We start from the raw sequence: 26,354 nt of genomic DNA, 5'->3' as shown, positions 1-26,354 counted from the left end.
TGGCATCATTAGTAAGAGAAGAAGCAATCTTAACTCACTACTTTCCTCCGCTGGTATTAGCCAGATCAGGTCCAAAGGGTTAAAAAACTTCCTGTTTTTCTCTCAGCCCGAATAGAGGGCACCCCTAGTAGTCTTCAAAACTTATTCTTTGTATTTATCATATCCCCAGAAAAAATATATGTAAAGGTTTAAATCATTGTTGAACTTTAATTGGTTCCTGCCCCTACAAAAAAAGGATTTTGTGATTTATTGTCAAAATTTAATAGTACAAAAGACTTCAGGAGAAAGTGGTTGAAGGTATGGATAAGGAATTGAAACAAATTGGTCGAAGGATATTAGAAAATCGTCCACTATTAGCTAAAAAATTGCAGGAAAAGCAACGCCATGAATTACATTTTCATTTACTCGAAGATCTTACACCAATTCATGAAATGTTTTTTCATCATCTAGGTAATTCCATTATTCACGGAACAGATTCTCCCCATCAAGATATAAAGAAATGGGCAAATTTGTTAATTGAAAAATCATGTTTATTCTCGGCACGACTTAAAAAACAATCTCTTTTTCCAAGTTATCATTATAGATCCGTGATAATGGAATTTTTAGAAGAAGAAGTGTATAACAAAGTCGTTTCTCCGCAAACTCTCATACAGGCGATAAAAAAGGTTGATTCTTTCATAGAACATTCATCTATTATTTTTTCAAATCAACGAAAACCTTACATATTAAAAGAATTACGGAATTATGCCTTAACCTTGGCCGAAGAAAATATTACGCTGCGCGAATTGGATGATTTAATAAATGCGTTGAAAGAGGCGACAATCCTTGTCATTACCGACAATAATGATGCAATTAAATATGCTAGCAAAAAATTTTGCGACATTACAAAATACAGCGAAGAAGAATTAATTGGTGCAACCCATCATGATCTTTTATATTCCGGCTACCATTCGGAAGACTTTTTTCGTGAAATACGAGAGTATATCGAATTAGGAAAGATATGGAAAGGAGAAATTTGCAACAAAGCAAAAGATGGAAGTCTTTATTGGGTTGATTGCACGATCATTCCTTTTAGGGATCGAAACGGCAAAACATATCAGCATTTTTCTATACAGTTTGATATAACAGAACAAAAAAATACCGAAGAGATGCTTCAGAAGACAGAAAAATTATCACTGGTCGGAGAATTGGCCGCTGGTATTGCCCATGAGATTCGCAACCCTCTTACAACGATTCGTGGATTTGTTCAAATCCTTGATCATTTTTCAGAAGAAAAGAAATACCTTTATTCCAAGACCATACTAGAGGAAATCGACCGCATCAATTTTATCGTTAGTGAATTTATGGTATTTGCAAAACTACATTCCATTGAATTTAAAGCGTGTAGCTTATTCGATATCATTAGAAACGTGGTTCATCTACTCAACGCTGAATCAACGATGAAAAATGTAGAGATTACCGAAGCCTACCATCAGAATGACATATACATCTACGGGGAAAAAAATCAATTAACACAGGTTTTTCTCAACATGCTTAAAAACGCTATCGATGCACTTCCTAATGGAGGGAAGATTAACATCTCCAGTTCATTGAACGAAGAAAATGTCATTATCTCGATCCAAGACAACGGAATTGGAATGTCATCTGAGCAAGTCAGTAAAATTGGAGAACCCTTTTACACCTTAAAAGAAAACGGAAATGGCCTAGGGTTAATGGTTAGCTATAAAATTATAGAAAACCATCGTGGAAGAATTACAGTGGAGAGTGAAATCAATAAGGGAACTACGTTTCATATTTCTTTTCCTATACTTAGGAAAAGAAAAGAAAACTAAGCAAAGGAAGTCATGTCTATACATCGTTGATTTCCGGATAAACAGCACCCCCATACAGAAAATCACTTCTGTTCTGGGGTGTTTTTCATTTCATTCTAGAATTATCTTCACCACTTTATCATCTATAAACTAGTACGATAGCGGAAATTTATAAGTTAACTATGAATGCCTAAAACAAAGATTTTCTAGTTGCATACCATATAGTGTTCACTCCATTCATTTATTGAATGAAAGATATCCTCTTTGAATCATTATTCGATAAGTGATATCTAAGAATATGCACAGAAAGGGGTATATAAGGTGGAATTGCTAACTCACGAAGAAATTCAAGAAGTATATCATAGCGTTGATCCGGAACTAACAAAGTTTATGACAGAATTCCCGGAAGAAAATAATGAACTTATTGCTGGACCTCTTACAAGACGCCGGAGAAGATCATCTAGGCGTTCCAGCAGACGTTCCAGCAGACGTTCCAGCAGACGCTCTAGCAGAAGTTCCAGCAGACGTTCCAGCAGACGCTCTAGCAGAAGTTCCAGCAGACGCTCTAGCAGACGCTCCAGCAGACGTTCTAGCAGACGTTCCAGCAGACGCTCCAGCAGACGTTCTAGCAGGCGCTCCAGCAGACGTTCCAGCAGGCGTTCTAGCAGACGCTCCAGCAGGCGTTCTAGCAGACGTTCTAGCAGGCGTTCTAGCAGACGTTCTAGCAGACGTTCTAGCAGACGCTCCAGCAGACGTTCTAGCAGACGCTCCAGCAGACGCTCCGGCAGACGTTCTAGCAGACGCTCCAGCAGACGTTCAGCAGGTCTCTTATTTTAACTTACTAATTCCGCACATATTTGTGCGGAATTTTTTTATCCTTTTTATTTAACACTTCTCTTAAAAAGGTCTATCATTAGAATATATTTTCCCTGAAATGGAGAATGTATAGACAAAATGACCAATTTTATTTTTACTTCTAAGGAGGCATTTTTCAATGATCATTATTCATGGGCTTTTAAAAATAAAAAAGGAATATAGGGCAGCCTTTTTAGAGGAAGCTGGACGAGCAGTCGAATTATCAAAGGCAGAAGCAGGAAACATGGAGTATCGGCTATTTGAAGCTATGGACGAACCTAATACATTTTTAACTATAGAAAAGTGGAAAAATGAAGAAGCTGTGGAGAGCCATAAGAATAGCGCACATTTTATTCACTTCATGCAAGTAGCAAAGGAATTTTTATCGGAACCAATAATACTTGATGTACATACCATTGAAGAAAAATAATGTGTCATTATACACCTTTGGTTTTATAATAAAATTGTAGGGATTATAACAACCACAATTGAAAGAAGGTCCGAAAAATGAAGGTTAAAGACTTTATGATTCGTGATGTCATTACCGTCAAAAAGGATGATAATATTAAACATCTGCTAAATACATTAGTAAAGTATAAAATTGGCGGTGTTCCTGTTATTGATTCAGATGGAAAATTAGTGGGTATGATTAGTGATGGAGATGTTTTAAGAAGTATTAATCCTAAGGATAAGGTTGTATACGATTTTTACAACCTAATGACCTATACATTAGAAAAGGGAAAACTAGAAGACATTCTTTCCCGTATAAAGGACCAACCTCTTATAAAACTAGCAAAAAAACAAGGACTTATAACTGTAAAAGAAAATGATGAAATAGAGACTGTTTTGAAATTGCTAGCAAAGCATCATTTCAAAAAAATCCCGGTCATTAACGATGAACATAAGGTAGTAGGCGTAATCAGCCGCGGAGATGTAATCCGGACAATCCAAAAGAACATTCTTCAATCCCTTTAATAAATAGCTTCATAAGCAAAGGAGGTAAAGAATAAGTATTTTCTTACCTCCATTTCTTTTGTAGCCCGCCCTAAGTACATGGCAACTGATTTTACTTGGAATTAGTAACCTTTAGTGAACACTAAATTTCATGGTCAACTGTTGCAATTCCTCCGCCATTTGCGCTAACGTTACGGTAGATGCTGACATCTTCTCCGTAGAGAGTAATTGTTCCTCTGCTATAGCTGAAACCGTCTGTGTGCTTGCTACGTTCGTCCTCGATACATCAGTGATTTCCCTTATTGATAAGACAACATGTGAGACCCCTGAAGTCATTTGTTCAGAAGCAGATGAAACCTCTTGTATCTGCTTAGTGACAGCCTCGATGGAATCCCTTATCATTTGAAAAGCTTTTCCGGAAAAATGAACCGCTTCGATCCCTTCTGAAACTTCTTTTGTAGCTTTCTCCATTGTCTGTACTGCTTTCGATGTTTCGAATTGAATGGTTTGAATTAGCTTAATTATTTGTTTGGATGAAGAAGCAGATTGTTCCGCGAGTTTTCTCACCTCATCTGCTACAACTGCAAATCCTTTTCCATGTTCACCGGCACGTGCTGCCTCAATTGCTGCATTTAAGGAAAGAAGGTTTGTTTGGTCAGCAATTTCCGTAATAACTTGTACAATCTGACCTATTTCGTTCGATTTGTCTCCTAATTCCTTAATAATCAATGCCGACTGATTAACGGTTTTTTGGATGGAATTCATCTGCTGAACTGCTTTTTTTATCTTTTCATTTCCATCTGTTGCAACCGTTAAAGAATCTAACGAAGAGGAAGATACACTGTGTGCATTGGCGGCAATTTGTTCAGCACCTGTCGACATTATCAAAATAATTTCAGAACTTTCTTCTAAACTTTGTAACTGTTTCTCTGTTTCAGTTGCCACCTTATGTATTGTATTGGTTACTTGATTCGATGATTCTGCTACGATATTGGCCTTATTGGACAAACCCTCTGATAATTCGGCGACTTGAACGGCTGACTCATTCACTTTCTCTATAATTCCTCCCCATGTCTCGGTCATCCTATTAAGAGACAAAGCGATTCCTCTCAGCATACCCGATTTCATGGGATCCGTCCTTGTATTTAATTGTCCTTTTTCGAGTAATTGAATATGGTCTATAATCAGCTTTATCGGTGCAATGAATCTTTTATGATTAAGATATGCTGATAAAATTCCTATACAAGCCCCACATATCATCGTAAGCAAAATAGTAATGATACTGGCTTTAACAGATAAATGATTCCCTAAGCATACTCCCAATGTGATTAGTAATACACCAGGTATTACAACCATCAAAGTACGAATAATGTATTTTGAAAGTGACATCTATTTCTCCCCTTAACCCTTAAACGACCTTAAATATATTAGTCCTAATTTACTATAACTATAGTCTAATATATCAAAAAGTTCAACTACCTATACTATTTAGAATTTTCCTGACAAAGAGAAAGACCATCCTATCAAGACGGTCCTTGCAATTCTTTAAAATGGCTTTAATATCATCAATGCAATAATAATTAGGAAGAGAATATTAATTAGTCGTTCCAATGAAAAAAGTACTTTTGATAAAGAATAATATTCTACTGGTATTTCCTCACCGCTTGTTTTTTCTAGTAATCTTTTAATGGGCTGTGATTTCGGCTTTAATATAAATGGTCCCATTGCAAGTGCAATGAAAAAAAGGATTAAACTTGTCCAATACCATCCTGCATGAAAAAGGGCATGATTGATGAAACCCATCAATAGTCCCGTTACGAGTAAAGAAGTGCCCCCAATCATAACAAAAATATGCAGACTATGCTTTAAAGCATAAGCATGTCTTAATTCAGTCATATTTCTTGCGGACTTTACAATTCGGCTTAATACAAACCCAGGTCCCATTCCAAGTATGGCGGAGAAAATATGAATAAAAACAAGTATTTTATAAAAAGTGAACAAAGCGGCTTCCTCCCTTTCCAACATCTATTTTAGGGTAAACGGAAACAAATCTATAAAAAATCAAAAATAAAGGAAGCTACTAACAACGCTCCCCCTACTTAAACCTCTGTATCCGATGTATTAACCATAATGGCGGCAACTTGTTTTAATCTATTAAAGAAAAAATCTCCAGCTGGATGCTTATCTAAGCCTACCTCTTGAAAGGCTTCCGACATACATCGAAGCCAGCACTGAGCACGCTTTGGAGTAATTTCGTGCGGTAAGTGGCTATGCCTCATGGCAGGCGGACCAAATTCTTGACTATATAATGCAGGACCACCAGTGAACTGTGTTAAGAACATTCATTGCTTACGCATAATTTCACTCATATCCCCTTGGAATATTAGACTTAAATCTGGATTGGCATAAACCTTAGGATAAAATGCCTGTACCAACTTATCTATCGTCTCTCCACCAATTTGATCATAAATGGTTTGTAACCGCGGCTGCACCTTTATCCCTCCATAATAGATTCTGTCCCTATTATATACCTAGTTTCCCGTTATTGCTGTAATATAGGTCACAAATTGGAGAAATATTTATGACAAATATGTATGTATCAAGGATAATACTACTATAACGATAAACGAATCTCCCTATTATAAAAAACAGAATGGTCAGGTCATAATTTTTTTCAGTTTCGCCAATACCTGCTTCCATCTATTAACCATAAAAGACGGTATGCGGCACTCATTAATATAACTAAATTAACCTCGTATTCACTGCCTTAAATTTTTCAGTATGATTGTAATAGCGTTTCCTTCATTCCTTTACGGTTTGCGATAAATTTAACCAAAAAAAGAACAGTAATTCATCACTGTTCCTACAAAAAAGACTACCATTATGATTTCAGGGTTAATTGATAGTAATCCTGTGCCATAACCGTTTGAAAGCCGCATGACTGATATAAATTTAATGCATTTGCATTCTTTGTCTCCACCTCGAGAAAAATCGGGTAGCCTAGTGCATGTTGTTCACGTATCACTCTCTTCAAAGCTTTTCTGCCTAGCCCCTGGCCTTGAAATGATGGAAAGATAGCAAATCCATATATCCATGCTTCCCCATCCAAATGTTGCACTCTTATTTTCCCAACTGCTTGTTGGTCTTTTTCAATAACGTAGTGAATTTGCGTATCCTCCTTGCGAATTCGCTTGTTATATTTTCGAGCTTCCTCTTCTTTAAAACCAAAGCATTGGACATCCAACTGAATCTCCGTTTCCAGATCATCTAATGTAGATTTTCTTATTTCAATAAACTCCTCACTGCCCAAATCTGTCTCTACCCATTTCATTTGATACTCCGAAAACGATAATCGACAAGAAAAGGATTGTAAAAACCCTTGTGCGGAGCTTGAATTAGCAGGGGCATTTAAAAGAATCGTTTCCGTCCCTTGCTTTTTCATCTCTTCCAATCCTTCCCCTAACAATCTCGTAAAAATCCCTTTACGTCTATAGCTAGGATGAACCATTCCGCAAATTTCCACCTTACTGCCGAAGCCATACAACCCTAAAAATCCAACAAGTTTTTCCTTTTCATAATGAAAGAAATCTGTCAGCTCCTGTTCATTACGCATCTCCAGCATATCCCAATTTAATTTTAGGTGAATTGCTTCTTCCTGTTCACAAACAAGCTGTAGCTCTTTAATATCTGTTAATTGTTTTTGACTCAACATCCCTTATTCCCCCACTACAATAAAATTCATGTGCGCTCTATCTGATTTTCAAATTTCTTCGGCCACCTTGTTTTCTAGCAACTGATTATTTTGAGGCAACACAAACTTTTTTCTTTGAATATATATAAGTCTCATAGATAAACAAACGCCAGCCGCCAGCAATCCTATTGTTAGTCCAATCCAAAACCCTCTGGCTTCAAGACCCGTAAAGTTAGCCAACAGATACCCAGCAGGCAAGCAAATGATCCAATAAGCAATAAGTGTCATAATAAAGGACAAGTTCACATCCTTATACCCCCTCAAAGCTGCCTGAGCAGTTGCTTGTATGGCATCGGAAATTTGAAAGAACAATGCAAAAATCAAAAAATGTGCCGTTAGGTTAATAACCGCTGTTTCATTGGAATAGAATCCAGCAACTTGATATCGAAAAATAACAACAAGAAGCCCAGTAATAAGAGCCATCACGATAGATACACTAATGCCAAGCCAGCTATAGCTGTGCGCATCACGATATCTTTTCGCTCCTACCTCATATCCGATCAAAACGGTTATCGCTAATGAAATGCTAACAGGAATCATATAAAGAAAAGATACAATATTAAGGGCAGACTGATAGGCAGCAATGGTCGTAATACTGAATTTACTGATTAAAATAGTTACTACTGCAAACATACTCGTTTCAAAAAATGTGGACAACCCCATTGGAATCCCAATTTTTAATATTTCCTTGCACATATTAGGAGAAAACATTTTTATCCTTGGAAAAATCTTATACAAAGAAAATGGCTGCTGTGTCTTAATGATGAATGCCGTTATCCCTGCGATAACCCAATAAGTAATAGATGTCGCATATCCTGCTCCAGCCCCGCCAAGTTCCGGAAAGCCCCACTTACCAAAAATAAGAACAAAATTAAAAAAGAAATTGACTGGCAATGCAAGCAGTAGAATGACCATCACGATTCGTGTTTTCCCCATCGCATAGATAAAGGATCGCAATACGTTAAAGATGAACAAGGGAATGACTCCATAGCCTAGGCCAACCAAATAATCATGGGCTGTTTCCTCGACTTTATTCGTTAAATTCATTCTATGTAAAATAGATTCCAATGAGATGAAGCCTAATAAAAGGACCAGCAAACCAATAAAAAACGATAAATAAATTCCATTTGCCACAATAGAGGATACATCGTTATTTTTCTTTTCCCCCAGTTTTTGGGCAGCGATTGGCGATACAGCAAGTAATATTCCGCTTAGCCCTGTAAAAACTGGATTCCATATGGAGGAGCCAATGGCAACTCCCGCTAGATCGGACGAATTGTACTTACCTGACATAATATTGTTGAAAAACACCATGGAAAACATCCCAAGCTGTGTAATTAAAATGGGAATTAATAAGATGAAAATCTGTTTCAATTTTTCTGTAATCGTATATGTTTGTTTCATTGATGTTACTCCCTGTAAACTTTTTCATTATTATTATAAATTAGTTTTATCCTTTCATTCTATCACTAAAATACTATTATAATCACTAAATTCCGAAAATAGCTGTTCATGTTTCCGATTATCAAGTGATATAATGTAATTGTGTGAAAATATTATGAATCTTTTAAACTAATACATATGTCTGCCAAACCATTCAATATAACAAAGTTGGCCGATTTACTTTTTCATCCTACAGACCTCACACTTTTAGTAGAAATTACAACCATCTTTTTTCACACAAAAAAGTTCTAGAAAGGAGAGGTTAGTTTGAAAAGGGCAAAAAATCGCTGGTTGATTGCGTTGTCTGGAGTTGGGATCCATATTTGTATTGGGTCGGTGTATGCTTGGAGTAATTTTACAAACCCGCTTATTAATGAGTTTGGGTGGTCAGCTAGTCAAGTACAGATGACATTTAGTATTGCCATTTTATTCTTGGGTCTTTCTGCAGCGTTCTTGGGACATTTTGTGGAAAAGCATGGGCCAAGAAAAGCTGGGTTACTGGCAGCCATTTTCTTTGGGACCGGGGTATTTGGATCGGGCTTTGCCGTTCATCTTGGATCATTGCCATTATTGTATATTTTTTACGGAGTGTTTGGCGGAATTGGTTTAGGAGTCGGATATATTGCACCTGTATCCACATTGGTAAAGTGGTTTCCGGATCGCCGCGGACTTGCAACTGGCTTAGCAATTATGGGATTTGGCTTTGCGGCAGCCATCAGCAGTCCAATTATGGATGCTTTAATTAAATCGTCCGGTATTGCAAACGCTTTCTTTATACTTGGAATAGCCTATTTTGTTGTGATGATCTTATCGGCATTATACTTGGAAAAACCAGCTGAAGATTGGAAACCAAAAGGCTTTCATGAAGCCTCCATCAAAAAGAATACTAGAGTTGCTACTGACCTCTCACAATTAACCGCAAACGAAGCTATTAAAACATCACGTTTTTACTACTTATGGATCATGCTTTTTATCAACACAACTTGCGGAATTGCTATTCTTTCTGCAGCCAAGCCATTAGCGCAAGAAAGCATCGGGCTTACTACCACAGAATCGGCAGCATTAGTTGGCGTCCTCGGATTATTTAATGGATTTGGCCGGTTAGGTTGGGCATCGATATCAGATTATTTCGGTCGTCCTAATACTTATACAACCTTTTTTGTATTACAAATTATTCTATTCGCCCTATTACCTCACACTACGATATCGCTTCTGTTCCAGATTATGTTAGCTATTGTTTACACTTGCTATGGAGGTGGATTCGCAACGATTCCAGCCTATATCGGTGACTTATTTGGCACGAAACAGCTGGGTGCCATTCATGGATATATCTTAACTGCCTGGGCAGCAGCCGGGCTTGTTGGGCCATTGTTTGCTGCGTGGATTAAAGATACAACAGGCAGCTATGCCAATAGCTTAACCTTCTTTGCCGGATTTTTTATTGTATCTCTTATTATTTCTTTAGTCATTCGTACAGATATTCGAAAATTAAAAGAAAATCAATCTGTTCAAAGCTCAGCTAGTAAACCAATTAACTTATAACATCTCCTAAAAAGCAGAACTAATTTTTATACAAATAAAAAAGAAAGGTGGTCAAAATGGGAAAAACAAAACACCAAGGTCCGATAAAATTACCAAAAACGCCTGCGCCAAAGTTATGGGTCAGTCCTATACCATTTGGACTCGGAAAAGTAAAACCAAAGCATATTCGCGATACGTTAAAAGTGGTATGGGATAATCGTGATAATCTTCCCTATGCAACGAGAATATTAACGCAAGGGGTTTGCGATGGCTGCGCACTTGGTGTTGCAGGACTCCGTGATCAAACCCTTACAGGCCCACATGTTTGTACAACTCGCTTAAATGTGCTGCGATTAAATACGATGCCAGCTATCCAAGAAGAAATTCTTCATAGTGATATAGAAGATCTAAGAAAATATAACAGTACTGAACTGCGTAAACTTGGACGCATCCCTTATCCCCTTTCCCGAAAGAAGGGAGAGCGAACCTTCACAAGAATTACATGGGATGAAGCATTGAATCGAATAGCCGAAAAAATAAAATCGATTGACCCTAAGCAGCTCGCATTCTATTTAACTTCTCGCGGAATTACAAATGAAGTGTATTACACCGCTGCGAAACTGGCACGATTCTTAGGAACAAATAATATTGATAATGCATCGCGCATTTGCCATTCACCAAGTAAAACAGCCTTAAAGCGATCTTTAGGCATTGGGGCATCTAGCTGTAATTACATGGATTGGATTGGTACAGATGTCCTTGTTTTCTGGGGTTCAGTTGCAGCAAATAATCAACCCGTTTCTACAAAATACATGTATGCGGCAAAACGAAAGGGAACGAAAATCATTGTTATCAACCCTTACCGTGAACCGGCGATGGATGGTTATTGGGTACCGTCCATTCCTGATTCGGCACTATTTGGAACAAAATTAGCGGACGATTTTTACCAAGTAAATATTGGTGGAGACATTGCTTTCATGAACGGTGTCATGAAGCATTGGTTTGAGATGGAGGAAAAAGAGAAAGGGTCTGCTGTTGATCATAGTTTTGTAGAAGCGCATACGAACGGAATAGAGTCATTACGGGAGCATGTAATAAAGCAGGACTGGGATATATTGGAGAAATCTTCTGGACTTTCAAAGGAGCGCATGTTAGAGTTCGCTACATTATTAGCATCTGCCAAAAGCGCAGTATTTGTCTGGTCGATGGGATTGACCCAGCATCGATTTGGTACCGATAATATTTCCCAGGTAGCGAATCTAGCAATGTTACGAGGGTTCATCGGCCGTGAACACTGCGGAGTGATGCCAATACGCGGACATTCCGGTGTTCAGGGTTCCGGTGAAATGGGCGCTGACCCATTTGTTTTACCGGGCGGTGATTTTCAAGAGGATAACATTAAGAGAGTAGAAAAGATTTGGGGATTTGAGATACCTAGATGGCAAGGAGATATTGTTGGTGTTTCGATTGAAAATGCCTTACTTCCAAATGACCATGAACGAAAATTAAAGACTTTTTATACATCCGGAGGCAACTTTTTAGAAACGATGCCTGATCCGAATTTTATCAAGGAATGTTTAGAAAATGTCGAACTGCGAGTTCATCAAGATATTATTTTCAACACCTCCACCCTTGTCGATGCAAAAGAAGAAGTGATTGTTTTGCCTGCTATGACACGCTATGAACAACCTGGTGGCGGCACATCCACCTCTACAGAGAGAATGGTCTATTTTTCCCCAGAGATTAAAGGACCAAGGATTGAAGAAGCAAGATCAGAGTGGGAAATTTATGTAGATTTAGCTGCCCGTGTGAAGCCTGAAGCGAAGGAACTGATGAATTTTACCGATGCATCGCAAATACGGAAGGAAATTGCCATTGCCAATCCGAATTATGACGGAATTCAGTATTTAAGCAAAAAAGGTGATGTTTTTCAATGGGGCGGTGCCTGGCTGTGTGAAGATGGTATATGTCCCACCGAAGATGGACGCGGTAATCTGTTACCTATTGAGCTTCCTGAGTTACGCAAGCCAGAAGGGCATTTCTATGTCACCACCCGCAGAGGTAAACAATTTAACTCTATGATTTATGATGAAAAAGATGCATTTAATCATGCAGATCGCTATGATGTCCTCATGAATGAGGAAGATGCTAAAGAATTGAACATTGCAGAGGGTGAAGCCATTGTGGTCTATAATAAATTCGGCCACTTTCACGGCCGTGCCAAGTATGCGGAAACACAGCGCGGCAACCTCCTTGTCTTCTGGCCGGAAGGAAATGTCTTAATTCCAAAAGGAGTATACGAAAAATACGCGGGCATCCCCGAGTATAATGCTGCTGCTATTGTTGAAAAAGCAGAAACCTTCCATGCCTTCAAAGATACAAAATACGTAGAAAAAAGAATCGAAGACTTAGAAGTCGAAGGGACAGGTCCCTCGTCCCACTTGCTGGGATGAGGGAACTGTCCCTCAAAAAATATTTAAAAGTATTTACTTTACATTCATCATTTGGGCATGATAATCTTGTTGCATTGTTTAAAAATAGGACTCGCAGTAAGAGCAAGTTTTTCAACATTATGGGGTGATATTTATTGATTTCCTTCTTCCTTACGTTATCGCGGCTTGTCAAAGGAATTATACATATCTTTCACGATAAAGAATTTAAAGTATTGCTTACTCTTACCATAGCAATCATTCTTTCCGGAACGATTTTTTATCATGAAGTAGAGCATTTACCCGTCCTCGATGCACTATATTTTAGCATCGTTACCTTGACCACAGTAGGACATCCAGACTTTGCTCCTGAAACAGCACTTGGGAAAATTTTCACCATTATATATATCATTACTGGAATCGGCTTAGTTATTGGTTTTATCCGTAAAATTTCAAAAGGGATATTCATTTCTAAGACGAAAGATCGCAAGCAGTAAGGATTAAAAAGGAGGAGAATATTCATCTTGGTAGATGTTCTCCTCCTTTTATCCAACTTTTATTCGTTACCTATATCTTGTTCCTTCCACTATCTCTGCAAACTCCTCCAGCGTTGTTGAATATTTAATATAAATTCTTGGTAATAGATAAGATTCATCTCTTACATTTCTATGTGAAAAAAGTTCTGGTATAGTTGTTATTCCAAATTGATAGTACTTCTTCGTTTCATCTATTACCTTGGTATTATAACTTCCATAAGGATAACTTAGAGCAAAAACCTTCTTTCCCGTTATGTTTTGAATTTTCTCCTTTGAACCTGCCAGCTCATTTTGGTAATCAGCAATCTTGGTTAAATCAGGATGTGTAGCGGTATGGGACTGAATAGATATGAGCCCGGAATCCGCCAGCTTCTTTAAATCAGACGCTGACAATCTATTCGATTTACCAATAAAATCAGAAATAATAAAAAAGGTACCAGTAGGCTTAAAGTTTTGCGTTTGCAGCTTTTGAAAAGCCGAAAACACATGAAGATTATTTTTATAGCCATCATCGAAGGTAAGAAAAATTGGTTTTCTGACATGATCAATATCATTCCAACGTTCAAACGTCAATAATGTGAACCCATGGTCACGTAAATATTTCATTTGTTCTTCAAAATTTGCAGGAGTCACATATAACTCCTTAGAACCATGTCCACGGTATTCATCAATAGAATGATAAACTAAGATAGGTACTTTTTTGACGGCGAAAACATGCTGGGGAAGAAATATCAAAAGAACACATATAAAAAGCCCGATAATTTTATTCATACAATCCCTCTCTATGTTTTTTCCTTATTATTTCTAGATATTGTATTTTTATAAAGGCTCTGTTGAATGTGATTTCATAACTTCTACACCAAACTCTAAGCTTTCAATGCATATAGAAACTCCTGGTCCCATAGCTAGTTCTCCGGCTTCTTCTTAACTTCTGTGACAAAATGAACAAGTAGTAACATGTTCTGTATTGCTTAAACTACTTCAATTTGAGGTTTTTTCTAAAGCATGATACAGTTCATCCATCGAAACGTTGTTTTTCTAACTACTTATAGATTTCTCTTCACATAAAGAGGTTAGTTTCTCTAATTCCAAGATAACTTCTTCCATTATTTACACCCCCTATTTTTTTGTACACATTTGTATACATATAGTGAGATATATTTTTCAAACCTATAAATTGCTCCTTCAATTTTTAAAATGTTTGGAATAAGCTAATACTTCTCTATACATAATTGACAAATAAAAAAAACGCCATTCAAGGCGTCTTTCTAAGCTTTCCCCTTCTGTTTTGCATTAGGGTCAATATCATTTCCCCCATAGTCCGGCAAATGCCCAGCATGATTTTTATGGTATGTGGAACCCGCATCTACTTTTGAATAGTTAGATTGGTTTTGTTGATTTTTGTTATTTTTCATAAAAACTCACCACCTTATGAAAAATATTTTGTTCATTATGAAATAAAATATCCTAATTACATTCACATAAATTTTCTGCATTATGGAATACTTTCATTGAACTTAAAATGGGAATATAGGTGATGAAATTGGATTATAATCAGTCGTTCAAACCAGGTGAGGTTGTCTATATCATTATTCGCAATCCGCATGCACAGGATGTAGCAAATATTCAACAAGCTGCAGTTGTTCAAAATCCAGATGCCCCTAATCAACTTGCATTATTTGTGCATGAAACATATTATCCGTTATCGGATGAATTTGCTGTCTTTTCATCAGAGGAAGAAGCAGAACAAGCCTACCAAGAAGCGTTCGGATTGCCTGAGGAATTCTATGGTTAAACCATTTATACCTCAGCTAGTTTATGTAGAACCCCAGGCACTAGAATATCCTCTTGGGCAAGAACTGGTGTCTAAATTTGAAGAGATGGGCATTGAAATTCGCCAAACAACTTCACATAATCAAATTCGTAACTTACCTGGAGAAAATCACTTTCAAAAATATCGAATTGCCAAATCCACCCTTGTAATAGGGTTGAGAAAAACCTTAAAATTTGATACCTCTAAACCATCAGCGGAGTATGCGATTCCATTAGCAACCGGCTGCATGGGGCATTGCCATTACTGCTATTTGCAAACAACCATGGGAAGCAAACCATATATTCGAACTTATGTGAATGTGGATGAAATTTTTGATGCAGCAGAAGAATATATGAAGGAAAGAGCGCCTGAAGTCACCAGATTTGAAGCCTCCTGTACTTCTGATATAGTTGGGCTAGATCATTTAACCCACTCCCTAAAAAGAGCCATTGAATTTTTCGGAGCATCGGAATATGGCAAGCTTCGATTCGTTACAAAATTTGCGCATGTCGATCATCTCTTAGATGCCAAGCACAATGGCAAGACCCGCTTTCGATTTAGTGTCAATGATGATTATATTATCAAATTTTTTGAACCGGGTACCTCTAGGCTTGACGAAAGAATTGAGGCAGCAGTAAAAGTGGCAGAGGCTGATTATCCATTAGGGTTTATTGTTGCACCAATTTATTTACATGATGGGTGGAAAGAAGGCTATCTAGAGTTATTTGAAAAACTTGAAGCCAAATTGCCTGTTCATGCGAGAAAAGATTTAACTTTTGAAATGATCCAGCATCGGTTTACCAAACCAGCGAAACGGGTCATCCAAGAAAATTATCCGATGACCAAGCTTGAACTGGATGAATCGAAGCGAAAATGGAAATGGGGCAAATATGGAATCGGAAAATATGTCTATACGAATGAAGAACAAGAGGATATTAAAGATACACTAGGCGGTTATATTCATAAATATTTTCCAGAAGCAAAGATTGAATATTTTACTTAAAAGAAATAAGCGTAAGCGTCTTATCGGCGTATGGATTTCAGAGTCTTTGACTAAGATTAAGGAAACACAGTGAACTTATCGTAGGGAGAAGACGGAGAAATCCACTATCCGATAGGAGCTAGACAACAGACTACAAGTCATTGCAGGATAAAAATTTTATATCTCTTATCTTTTAAAAAATGGGACCTACGTATGTGGTCCCTTTTACCATTCAACTACAGAACTAGTAATTCGTTTGACTCCACGTATCGAACCTATTTCCTCGACTAGCTTTAACATTGCAAGATCCTTCTGTTTTGCTTCGATCATGACATCAAAGTCTTGATTTAATTCCTTGGCCATTTTAAAAAAAGGAAGCACAAAATCCAACGAGACAAAATCAGCATGGGCTCGAAACGCATCTTCCGCCTTTGGAGAGGAAAGATGGACCTTAGGTACCATATTTCTAACACCCCATGTTTTAAAAATACGCTCGAGATATTCAAATAAATTTTCCACTTCCCCTTTATTCGCCATATAATGATGAAAATCTAGAATCATTGGGATATTCTCTTGTTCACATGCTTTCAATGTTTCCTTGACATCATACGTTTTATCATCATTTTCAAGTGTCATCATTTTTTTAATCCTTTCAGGTAAGCACTTTAAATTTTGATGAAATCGTAACAATGCTGATTCTTTATCTCCATATGCACCGCCAATATGAATATTAATAAGTCCTCTCTTCAATCCATTCATCGCTTGCAGCATGGAATAGTGGAACTCCATATCTTTTACTGCGTTTGCTGTTATCTCTGACTTTGGACTTGTAAATAGGGTGAATTGATTAGGATGAAAACTTGGTCTGATGTTAAATTGTTCGATCAAATGACCAAGCTCCTCCCATTCATCCCTAAAAGGAGTAACGTAATCCCACATTACATCCGGATGCGTAGCTAAAGGAACCAGGGAGCTGGAAAAGCGATATAATTCAATCTCATTTGCAATGTTGTAATGCAATATTCGCTTAGTATGCTGTAAATTTTGCGCTGTTACTGCTTTTAACTTTTCCACTTGTTCATCCTTTGGCAGAGCTGAATAACGAGCAAATGTTAATGACTTAGATGGACTAGCATTCCATAAGCCTAAAGCATTTGCGACATATCCAAATCGAATTTTCATAAACCCCTCTTAACGATTTAATTTTTATTTTATGAAAACAGCCTAATGCTTTCTCTTTACTATTATTCCAATATCTATCCATATCATTAAGCAAATGGTTTAATAAGATATACAGAGAAAGGAAACATGTATGTGCATTAGCCAAAGATGCTTCGGTTCACCACCTCTCACATATTCCGCTACACCTAAAAACTGCCTTAGGACACAGATTATTCCCAAAAAGTATCACTTAAAAAATGCGTGATGTTGAGATAATAGCTGCAATTCTCAAGGTAAATTTCGGCTAGATACTAAATCTTTCCGACGATAAACACTTAGTACCATTCCCATTAAAAAAGCATTTAAAAGTATAGGCATCAAACCATAGCTAATAAAAGGCAAGGACATATCAGTCATTGGGAAAAGTCCAACGATCATGAGGATGTTCGTAAAAAACTGCACTCCATAAATGGTTAAAGCCCCAATGAGCAGGAGTTTTCCATATGAATCTTGGATTTTAAAGGTTACCATGATGATTCTTGCAACAAATAGTGAGAGGATAAGGAAAAGTAAAATCGCAAATATCCATCCATAATAATAAGTAAGACTGGCAAATACTAGATCTGTTTCCGCATTAGGTATCTTCATTTCCATATGTAATGGATTGCCGAACCACCCCGCCTTTGTCATTATTTCCTTTACTTTCAAGAACATGTATCCATATCCATTCGAATATTTTTCAGGATTAAAAAAAGCAAATATCCGTTCCATTTGATACATCTTAACTGTTTTTATAATATATAGTCCAAAAATGAGGAACGCACTTAACATGGATGCCATAATGATCCAAATACTCTTCCTCGTGAATTTGCTCCACCAAAGCATCACAAACACCATTATTATATAAATATAAGTAGTGGAAAGACTCGGAATTCCTAGAAACAAAAAGAAAGAAGATAAGAACAGTAGATAAAAATGCCATACTTTAAACTTTTTACCATCAAAAAAAGCGGCCCAGGCCATATAAAAGAATGGAATTGCCATCAAACTATTGATTGAAATAAATGGGATTCTAATAATCGGCCTACCATTAATAGACGTTGAAGGAAATAACCACAAAGCAAGAAGAATCAATGTGCCAGCAGCAAAAAACAGCCATCCTTGTTTCCTCCAGTTCCTATAATCCACCATCATGAACGCAAACGCTAATACACCACCGAAAAGAATAAAAATCACCTTATTGATTAGATAAGATCTGGATACCTGATTATCCAAGGACAATAATGGCAAGAAACCAATACCTAGAGTAATAACTAATAGGATTACCATTATCCAATCAACCTTTGGTCGATGAAGTTTATTTAGCCACTGACCAAGTGTAATCGGATTTCCCATTTGAGAGATCGCTCTTTCCTCCGATTCCTCTTCAGACGTTCCCTTCTCTGTCCATTCCTTTTTCGCTTCCTTCAGATGATACGTTAATTCCTCTTCCACATACTTTTTTGCTTCCTTTGATTTAATTTGACTGATTACATCTTTCAAAAATGTATCTTTCTTATATGTCACTTTACATCACTCCTGTAACATTTCCTTAAAAACAAATTGTTTCTTGGAATGTTTACTCTCTGCTTTTTGCAATAATCTTTTTCCTTTATCATTTAATCGATAGTACTTCACCTTTGAATCTTCCCATGATGATTGCAAATAGCCTTTTTGTTCTAAGCGGTGCAGTAAGATATATAAAAAGCCTTCAGCATCCTCAAATTTTTGAATGCCTCGTCTTCGTAAATTTTTTGCCAATTCGTAACCGGTTTTTTCATGAACAAGTAACTGCATAACTGCCAGCAGTACGTTCTCATCACTTTCGCTTGTTTTATTAATTCTTTCTTTAATATTCTTTCGATGTTGATCCGTAAAGTTCAGATTGGAAAAAGCTGTTTTATCTAATACTTTTTTTAAATTTTTTAATCGCTCTTCCATTACTTACCCTCCAATCGCTCTTTCAATAGCTGCTTCGCCCGTCTCAGTCTTGTTTTAACCGTGTTTTCCCCAACCTCTGTCATCATTGCTATTTCTTTGATGGACAATTCTTCATAGTAAAATAAAAAAATCACTTCTCGGTACTTAATTGGTAAGTCCATTAAAGTGGAAACTAATTGCCCTTCCTCCTCTTTTTGAATAACAGTTTGTTCTACTGCCTCGTTAGAAGGTTTATTATTCAACAATTCTTCCCCTGTATTTATGACCTTCTTGTTATACCAGCTTTTGAGAAAATCTTTACAATGATTGATGGCTATCCTCCATAACCATGTCTTTAATGTGGATTTTCCGCGGTATGTATGAAGGGACTTGTAACATTTTACGAATATATCCTGCGTTAATTCTTCTGCAATTGCTTCATTCTCAACGTAGGAAAATACGAGTCGTAATATATCCTGACCATATCTTGTCATCATTTCATCTATTAGTTCATCTTTATCTTCAGCGTCTATCGCTGCTGCTGCAAACTCCTCCAAAATCTTTCCTCCTTCCCTTTATTAGACGATGCCTGTAAAAGAAAGTTTTTAAAATAATTTATTCCTTTATATTTTACAACACCGAAATCTTCTCCCTACTAAAAAACTCCAGCAACCGTTTGGTTACTGGAGTTTTCTTTCATTCGTTTATTTCCTGAGCATTATCTAAAACTTCTTGAGGCACTTTAATTTCATTTATTTTATTATAATCGGAGTATGTGCCTTTCATCTTTTGTTTCAAACTCAATTTTTGACCTTCTACATTCATTTCCATCTCTTGATTCATATTTAATGCTGTGATATTAAATGTCTTTTTATCAATGAAAATTTCATAATTTACATTTTTAAAATGGATATCATCTAAAGCTGCTGCACTTTCTTTAAGAGCATCTGGCATTAATTGTTTCGCATTATCTTTTAAGAACTTATCGAATTTTTCCCCTGAAGCTTTCAAATTTAAAATATAATGAGTATCGTTTTGTTTAAAAGAAAAGTCATCTGTAAATTGCTGCAATTGTTTAAGTTGTTCAGCTGGATTCACTTGCTGTTCAGGCATTTGCAGTATTTGACTAGAGAGTTCTTCCGGCATTTTCAACCATTGTTTTGTTGTTGGATCATAAAAGAAGAAACCTTCTTTTGCCAAATAGGCTTCGACGTCCATGGCCTGATCCTGAAGAGACTCATCTCCTCCTTTCATACTCATCTTCATTTTTTCATACATGGTCATTGGATTCAAAACCATATCAACAGCTATATTAGAATGAATGTCCATTGTTTCATCTTGACCAGGGACATTCATTGTTTGATTTAGTTCCATATCCGAATGGACGCTTTTTAATTCTTTAGATGCTTCCGTTGTTTTTGAAAATACCTCTGCAAGTGTTAATTCCGTCTTCTTTTTGGTTTTTGAGTCGACGGGATCGGCTGTTTGTTGACCACAAGCAGCTAAGCTTAATAACAGCACGATGGACATAAAGCTAAATACTAATTTTTTCATAAAAAGTATATTCCCCCCTCATGTAATCATTTATATGTACGCTGAGAATCTGGAATAGTTTCATAAAAGGGAAAAATAGTAATAAAGTCACAAACAATCTTTGGATAGCGGAGAATCATGGGGATAAATACTTGCTAGAACAGGAGGATAGTTACCTCACCAAAATAATTTAATCGAAAACCCTTGTGGTCTTTAATCTCATATTCCTGTGACAAAATGGGGATTCCTTATTTATTGGAGTAAGGTTCGGTTATCTTGGTTAAAGCAGTAATTTTCGAGTGTTATTCCTCATCGTAAATGCCCCTGTGTTCACTTATAACCTTTATTATGCTCCTATTTTATAAGTAATGGATTTAAGTAGGCTAAAAAACGCTTAGATCAGCTCTAAGCGTTGCATAAATTAATATTTTTGGGAACTATAGCATTGGATATTATTTTTACCTGCTTTCTTCGCCTGATAGAGTGCTCTGTCAGCGTGTCGCAAAAGATCAAATTTTGACTCTCCATCATTCGGGTAAAAGGCTATTCCAATACTTGCTTCCAGATGAATAGTCTTTTCTCCAAGATACCAAGGGTCCTGCAAAGTAACGAAAATGTTTTTAACAATTTGAACAGCCTCTTGCTCCGAAGCTATATCCGGAATCAGTATCGTAAATTCATCTCCTGCTAGACGTGCAAGGATATCAACTTCCCGAATGCCCTTTTTTACCCGCTTTGAAAACTGCTTTAACCCTTTATCTCCGACATCATGTCCGAATGTATCGTTGATTATTTTAAAATTATCCATATCCAGATACACAACAGCAAACTTCCGATGATTTGCCATTGCATCTTGTATCGTCTCTTCCAATTTTTCATAAAAAAAGCCTCGATTGGGAAGCCCAGTAAGAGAATCATGATATGCCAAATATGTTAATCTTTCTTCATATTCTTTTCTTTCCGTAATTTCACGTGACACAACTAGAAAATGATCAAACTCACCATTCTCGTTATAAACAGGCGTAGCATTTCCTTCTAACCAAACCCAGTTTCCGAAAATATCCTTAAATCGATATTCAAAAACACATCCGTCCTTCGTATGAATAATCCTATCCAAATTTTCTCGAAGGGTAGGAAAGTCTCCCTTGTGCACAAATTCTCTGCCGCGATGACCTTCATATGCCTCCGAAGGATAGCCTAATACAGTTACATGGGAAGGTGAAGCATATATAAAATAACCTTCGCGACTTATCTTACAGACCAAATCCTTCATGTTTTCCGCAATTAAGCGATATTTCTCCTCATTTTCCTTTAATTTTCGTTCAGCTCTTTTCCTTTCACTAACATCGCCAAAAACAATAAAAGTCGCCGGACTGGAATGAAATTGGGTTGAAACTCCACCCATCAGAATATCAATTACTTCTCCGTCGGTACGCTTCATTTTCAATGCTACCCTCTTCGTTCTTTTCCCACTGTCTACTTCTACAAAATGCTGTTTAAATTTTTCTTTGAAGTCCCCGATTAAATAAGAGAACATGGATTTTCCAACCAATTCCGTTTCTTTTAAAATCTTAAAAGCAGCAGGATTTGCGAACAGAATGTTTCCATCTCGATGAATAATATGTGCTCTCGAAGAATGTTCCAGTAATAATCGATACCGTTCCTCATTTTCAAGGATGGAAACCTGAACATTTTCTATCCTCTTTCGATCCGTAACATCGACAGCTGAACCGATTACCTCCACAATTCTCCCTGCATTTTTAATAGGGCGCAAGGATGCTAAATACCAGATATCGTTAAGATTGCCCTCATATATTACTTCTTCACCGTTCCATGCTCTGTGATAATATTGCTCCTTACTTTTTGCATCCGCAGCTGGGAGAAAATCATATACTTCTTTTCCAACCACCTGTTCAGGTGATTTGTTCATTCGATATAATAATTCCCCATCACACATGGTATGAATAAACTTTCCATTCAATTCTATAAATTTAAATATCATTCCTCTTTGGTGCCTAATAGTGTTTCTCAATTCTAATAAATCCATCTTTAAAGCATTTTCCAGCCATTTTTGATTGGATATCTCCCGTTCAATACCTTCCCTTTTTATCACTTGTTCAATTTCATGAAATATTTCTACAAGTTCTTCGGGTGGCAAAGGCTTACTGAATAGAAAGCCTTGTCCTCTGTTACAAAGATTTTGTTGGAGAAATATTAATTGTTCCTTTGTCTCAATTCCTTCTGCAATGACCTCAATATTTAGTTGGTGTGTCATGGCAATGATCGTTTTGACAATTGTGGCATTCTTGGCGTCCTTTGTACATTTTTGAACAAAACTGCGGTCTATTTTGATTTTATCGATAGGAAATTCTTTAAGAAAATAAAGAGAACTATAACCTTTTCCGAAATCATCCAGACTGATTTTAATGCCAATCTGTTTCAATTGCTGCAAAATAGGCAAAACATGATCTACATCCATCATCATGCTTTCCGTTAATTCTATTTCTAGGTGTTTAGGATCGATCTGCGTATCCATTAATATTTTTCGTATATTCTCCACCAGGTTTGGTTGATAAAGCTGACGAGCAGAAAGATTTACTGCCATTATCATGGATGGAATTCCTGCTTCCTGCCACGCCTTTATTTGTTCGCAAGCTGTACGAATTACCCATTCCCCAATCGGCAAAATCAGGTCAGTTTCCTCTGCAATGGGAATAAAATCTATCGGATGAATGATGCCCTTTTCTTTATGAAACCATCGTATTAAGGCTTCCACCCCTTTTATCTTTCCTGTTCCAAGATCTACTTTAGGCTGGTAGAATAGTTTAAATTCATTTTCTTGCAAAGCCGTTTTAAGCTGCTTTTCAAGTTCAACCTTATAACTTGCTTTATTATTCATAGGACACCCCAAACCTATATGATATAACTTAACAGCCAAACATTTGTTTTTCTCCCTATTATAGTCACTGCAAGCTGCTTCTTTCAAACGAATTTTTCACACTAAGAATAATAAAGTTTCCCTTATAAAGAGAGAACCTCAGGTTGCTTGTCATTTTATCAAGAGGTTATTTTTCGCTGTCGATTTTCAGTTCATTAAATACTGACTTTACTAGTGATACACCTATTTACGTATAAAAAATGGAATAATAGGAACAAACGTGACTCTCACCAATATTATCTCATCATAACATTTTTTCCGCATGATTCTTTCTAATCATGGAAACGGAACCAAGATTGCTCGGTCCAATGAATAGAATAAGAGGAGGGAGGAATGGGATGGAGGGTCAGGCCCCTTGTCCCATTTTATTCTTTAAAATGCAGGATGATAGGCTAGCCCCTCACTCTAAGAATTCTTGGTTTAATATAGCCCAATGATTTACAAACATAAAGAAAAAAGATGAAAGCAACGCTAATCATCTTTCTTCTAATTGGTTATTATTCCAAAGACATTTGTTTCTGTTTTTTTAATAAGGTCATATAGTAAAAAATATAATAAGAAAACATGATTAAAAGCAGCCCAGATGTCCAGGAATTGCCGGAAATATAACCGATATTTTGAAAATCATTTGGTTGTCCTTGTTCTATCTTAGAAATTGCCTCTCCTGCGAATACTCCATAAAAACGATAGATTAGACGTGCAAGGAATAAAAACATTACAACGCTCCCAATCCAAACATTTGGACGGTAAAATAATTGTCCGTCTCTTTGTTCAAAACTTGTTATCCTTGAACCATAATAAGCTAGAATAATACCTAAAATTATTCCTACCATATCCGATATTAAACTGATTGGATGGGAAATCCCTCCTGTCAAAAACAAAAGCCCAATAATAAAGAACAGTATCGTCCTAAATACCAACTTTTTCTGATTTAAATGCTGCCACCCAATATTCCGACGAACACGCCTATAAATAATCCATAAAATCAAAGCGATAATAACAATAATATTATATGAATGATAACTCATACTTCCCCCCCACTTATAGCTAGTATTTTGTGGTTATTATCTTACCTTGAAAAGCCCCTAGAATCATCTACCTCTAGATAGAATACTCGAAAAAAAATTCTCTATCGGAGGATAGAGACATAGGGACAGTTCCTTGCCCAATGATTATTAATATGACTATTTTAGTCATCCAAGAACTCCCTAACAACATGAACAAACTTATCAGTCTCCTCCAAATCCGGAAAATGGGCGCTTTTATCGAAAACAACTAGTTGACTATTTGGAAGACTTCTTAGAAATAGTTTAGCGATAGGTATGCCTGTATTTCGATCAAAGACGCCTGCAATGATCAAGACACGTTGATGAATGTCTTTAAGACGATCCATTAATGAAATTGGTAAAGGATGCTTTTGTAGGGACCTCATCATTAGTCCGGTATTGATTAATTTACTTTCTTCCCAAAGCATGCGATTCTTTTTGGCAATCTCCTGATTTTCGAATAAAAATAAATCTACCGTTTCCGTATCAACCTGTTCCCAAATCTTATCAAGAATCTTCTCTGGAGATATATCCTTTCTCTGAAAATCAATAATTTGTTGATATAGCTTTTCATTTGCCACAGACATAAAACCAGTTATTTGTACCAATCTTTGTATTTCAGAGTTCATTAGACTTGGGGCTGAAAGAATAATTTTATTTATTTTTTCTGGACACTCATAGGCAAACTCAAGTGCTAATTCTCCACCAAAAGAATATCCTAATAAATCCACTTTCTTTGTATCCAACCAATTTATTAGTTCTTTAAAATCCTTTAGTAGAAAATCTAATGAGTAGTCTTCATCAGAAACTGGGCGTTCAGATCTGCCGCAACCCCGCTGTTCATAATATACGATTGTTCTATTTTCTGAGAGTAGGGGTCCAACTATTCTTTCAAAAGTATAATGATTGCCCCCTGGACCGCCATGAATTATTACTAATGGGATCGTATTATGCTGACCGCCTTCTATCCTGACCCAATGGTTTATCCCGTTTAATTTTAAAATATGTTCACCATCTATCCATTTCATAAAAAAAATATCAATCCTTTTGTGGTAATAAATCGTATTTATTCTGTTAACCCCTTATATATTCACGCTATTTTTCTTTCGCATCATTGTCACTCTATGAGATATATCCCCTTCTAGGACATTTCTATTTTTCTCCTTATCTAATTCTACTATTGTTAAACTGGTGTCATGGATATAAGGTGGGTCCCAGAGTTTATCCATTGAAAGACCTTTAAAAATAAGAATTAGACATTTAATCACAATCGAATGAGTAACAATTAATATGTTTCCTAATTGATGCTCCTTTTGAATACGTTTTAATACCTTCAAAACCCGTTCTTTCACATCGATAAAACGTTCTCCTTTAGTAGAATTATACTGATGTGGATTATCCCAAAAAGCTCGCCACAAATCAATTTAGCTGAGGGAAGCTGCCCTTCCGCTAGGACTGAAAAATATAACATGAAAACTTGTATTCTCTAGTCTTTCTTCTAATTCAACAGCATTTTTTATACCTTTTTTTGTTAAGTTAGAATCCTTCCAACCTTGCATTCTATTTTGCGTATTCCATTCCGTTTCCCCATGTATAAAGTGTAATCATAAAATTACCTCGCT

23 protein-coding genes, 2 pseudogenes and 1 riboswitch are annotated in these 26,354 nt (G+C 36.6%); of the genes and pseudogenes, 9 read left to right on the top strand and 16 right to left on the bottom strand.

What is annotated here, in order from left to right:
- Positions 1–25: 25 nt before the first annotated feature.
- Positions 26–136, bottom strand: a riboswitch (TPP riboswitch).
- A 163-nt stretch (positions 137–299) separates the two neighbouring features.
- The 4 genes from CWO92_RS13860 to CWO92_RS13845 all read left to right on the top strand — a co-directional run bounded on the left by CWO92_RS13860 (position 300) and on the right by CWO92_RS13845 (position 3,641).
- Complete coding sequence (locus CWO92_RS13860; protein ID WP_133120567.1) at positions 300–1,832, top strand: ATP-binding protein; 1,533 nt, start codon at positions 300–302, stop codon at positions 1,830–1,832.
- Positions 1,833–2,226: 394 nt separating this feature from the next.
- Positions 2,227–2,700 (top strand): hypothetical protein, encoded by a 474-nt coding sequence (locus tag CWO92_RS13855; protein ID WP_165786687.1) that lies wholly within the window; start codon positions 2,227–2,229, stop codon positions 2,698–2,700.
- Positions 2,701–2,805: 105 nt separating this feature from the next.
- Positions 2,806–3,096, top strand: a complete 291-nt coding sequence (locus CWO92_RS13850; protein WP_101354803.1) for a putative quinol monooxygenase — start codon at positions 2,806–2,808, stop codon at positions 3,094–3,096.
- 77 nt (positions 3,097–3,173) lie between these two features.
- The gene (locus CWO92_RS13845; RefSeq protein WP_101354802.1) at positions 3,174–3,641 is read left to right on the top strand and encodes a CBS domain-containing protein; all 468 of its coding nucleotides are present in this window, start codon (positions 3,174–3,176) and stop codon (positions 3,639–3,641) included.
- Between the two features lie 111 nt (positions 3,642–3,752).
- On the opposite strand, the gene CWO92_RS13840 is transcribed toward CWO92_RS13845, so the two are convergent.
- From CWO92_RS13840 to CWO92_RS13820, 5 genes and pseudogenes are all read right to left on the bottom strand, one after another.
- A complete protein-coding gene (locus CWO92_RS13840; RefSeq protein WP_101354801.1) occupies positions 3,753–5,009 on the bottom strand; it encodes a methyl-accepting chemotaxis protein in 1,257 nt (418 codons plus the stop codon).
- Between the two features lie 156 nt (positions 5,010–5,165).
- Positions 5,166–5,621, bottom strand: a complete 456-nt coding sequence (locus CWO92_RS13835; RefSeq protein ID WP_233269869.1) for a DUF2269 family protein — start codon at positions 5,619–5,621, stop codon at positions 5,166–5,168.
- Between the two features lie 98 nt (positions 5,622–5,719).
- Positions 5,720–6,112, bottom strand: a pseudogene (locus tag CWO92_RS13830) (globin domain-containing protein).
- A 389-nt stretch (positions 6,113–6,501) separates the two neighbouring features.
- Entirely contained in the window at positions 6,502–7,332 is an 831-nt protein-coding gene (locus CWO92_RS13825) for a GNAT family N-acetyltransferase (RefSeq protein ID WP_101354799.1), read from the bottom strand.
- A gap of 48 nt (positions 7,333–7,380) precedes the next feature.
- The gene (locus CWO92_RS13820) at positions 7,381–8,775 is read right to left on the bottom strand and encodes an MATE family efflux transporter (protein ID WP_101354798.1); all 1,395 of its coding nucleotides are present in this window, start codon (positions 8,773–8,775) and stop codon (positions 7,381–7,383) included.
- 306 nt (positions 8,776–9,081) lie between these two features.
- On the opposite strand from CWO92_RS13820, the gene CWO92_RS13815 reads away from it, so the two are divergent.
- The 3 genes from CWO92_RS13815 to CWO92_RS13805 all read left to right on the top strand — a co-directional run bounded on the left by CWO92_RS13815 (position 9,082) and on the right by CWO92_RS13805 (position 13,261).
- Positions 9,082–10,356, top strand: coding sequence for an L-lactate MFS transporter (locus CWO92_RS13815; RefSeq protein WP_101354797.1), 1,275 nt, complete (start codon positions 9,082–9,084; stop codon positions 10,354–10,356).
- Positions 10,357–10,412: 56 nt separating this feature from the next.
- Complete coding sequence (locus CWO92_RS13810; RefSeq protein ID WP_101354796.1) at positions 10,413–12,788, top strand: FdhF/YdeP family oxidoreductase; 2,376 nt, start codon at positions 10,413–10,415, stop codon at positions 12,786–12,788.
- A gap of 134 nt (positions 12,789–12,922) precedes the next feature.
- Positions 12,923–13,261 carry a potassium channel family protein gene (locus CWO92_RS13805; protein WP_101354795.1) on the top strand — a complete coding sequence of 113 codons (339 nt, stop codon included), beginning with the start codon at positions 12,923–12,925 and terminating at the stop codon, positions 13,259–13,261.
- A 66-nt stretch (positions 13,262–13,327) separates the two neighbouring features.
- Here the strand turns inward: CWO92_RS13805 and CWO92_RS13800 are convergent, their stop codons facing one another.
- Positions 13,328–14,071 (bottom strand): polysaccharide deacetylase family protein, encoded by a 744-nt coding sequence (locus CWO92_RS13800; RefSeq protein WP_101354794.1) that lies wholly within the window; start codon positions 14,069–14,071, stop codon positions 13,328–13,330.
- A 497-nt stretch (positions 14,072–14,568) separates the two neighbouring features.
- Positions 14,569–14,715 (bottom strand): hypothetical protein, encoded by a 147-nt coding sequence (locus tag CWO92_RS25465; protein WP_165786686.1) that lies wholly within the window; start codon positions 14,713–14,715, stop codon positions 14,569–14,571.
- A gap of 122 nt (positions 14,716–14,837) precedes the next feature.
- Here CWO92_RS25465 and CWO92_RS13790 point away from each other — a divergent pair, with 122 nt between their 5' ends.
- Both CWO92_RS13790 and splB read left to right on the top strand, forming a co-directional pair.
- Positions 14,838–15,095, top strand: a complete 258-nt coding sequence (locus CWO92_RS13790; protein WP_101354793.1) for a transcriptional regulator SplA domain-containing protein — start codon at positions 14,838–14,840, stop codon at positions 15,093–15,095.
- A complete protein-coding gene (gene splB / locus CWO92_RS13785; protein ID WP_101354792.1) occupies positions 15,088–16,116 on the top strand; it encodes a spore photoproduct lyase in 1,029 nt (342 codons plus the stop codon). The genes CWO92_RS13790 and splB overlap by 8 nt, the downstream gene beginning before the upstream one ends.
- 204 nt (positions 16,117–16,320) lie before the next feature.
- Here splB and uvsE read toward each other — a convergent pair whose 3' ends face one another.
- From uvsE to CWO92_RS13740, 9 genes and pseudogenes are all read right to left on the bottom strand, one after another.
- Positions 16,321–17,277, bottom strand: a complete 957-nt coding sequence (gene uvsE, locus CWO92_RS13780; RefSeq protein WP_101354791.1) for a UV DNA damage repair endonuclease UvsE — start codon at positions 17,275–17,277, stop codon at positions 16,321–16,323.
- 267 nt (positions 17,278–17,544) lie between these two features.
- Positions 17,545–18,822, bottom strand: coding sequence for an FtsW/RodA/SpoVE family cell cycle protein (locus tag CWO92_RS13775; protein ID WP_101354790.1), 1,278 nt, complete (start codon positions 18,820–18,822; stop codon positions 17,545–17,547).
- 6 nt (positions 18,823–18,828) lie between these two features.
- Positions 18,829–19,236, bottom strand: a complete 408-nt coding sequence (locus tag CWO92_RS13770; protein ID WP_101354789.1) for a PadR family transcriptional regulator — start codon at positions 19,234–19,236, stop codon at positions 18,829–18,831.
- A complete protein-coding gene (locus CWO92_RS13765) occupies positions 19,236–19,772 on the bottom strand; it encodes a sigma-70 family RNA polymerase sigma factor (protein ID WP_437177551.1) in 537 nt (178 codons plus the stop codon). The genes CWO92_RS13770 and CWO92_RS13765 overlap by 1 nt, the downstream gene beginning before the upstream one ends.
- 139 nt (positions 19,773–19,911) lie before the next feature.
- Positions 19,912–20,769, bottom strand: a complete 858-nt coding sequence (locus tag CWO92_RS13760; protein ID WP_101354787.1) for a DUF6612 family protein — start codon at positions 20,767–20,769, stop codon at positions 19,912–19,914.
- A gap of 400 nt (positions 20,770–21,169) precedes the next feature.
- Positions 21,170–23,647: an EAL domain-containing protein gene (locus tag CWO92_RS13755; protein ID WP_101354786.1), complete on the bottom strand. Its 2,478-nt coding sequence runs from the start codon at positions 23,645–23,647 to the stop codon at positions 21,170–21,172.
- Between the two features lie 536 nt (positions 23,648–24,183).
- Complete coding sequence (locus CWO92_RS13750; RefSeq protein WP_101354785.1) at positions 24,184–24,714, bottom strand: CcdC protein domain-containing protein; 531 nt, start codon at positions 24,712–24,714, stop codon at positions 24,184–24,186.
- A 161-nt stretch (positions 24,715–24,875) separates the two neighbouring features.
- Entirely contained in the window at positions 24,876–25,760 is an 885-nt protein-coding gene (locus CWO92_RS13745; RefSeq protein WP_101354784.1) for an alpha/beta fold hydrolase, read from the bottom strand.
- A gap of 54 nt (positions 25,761–25,814) precedes the next feature.
- Positions 25,815–26,327: pseudogene (locus CWO92_RS13740) on the bottom strand (histidine phosphatase family protein).
- Between the last annotated feature and the right edge of the window lie 27 nt (positions 26,328–26,354).

It is taken from the genome of Heyndrickxia camelliae, assembly GCF_002844575.1.
Classification (GTDB): domain Bacteria; phylum Bacillota; class Bacilli; order Bacillales; family Bacillaceae_C; genus Margalitia; species Margalitia camelliae.
This window is presented reverse-complemented; position numbering and strand designations above follow the sequence as displayed.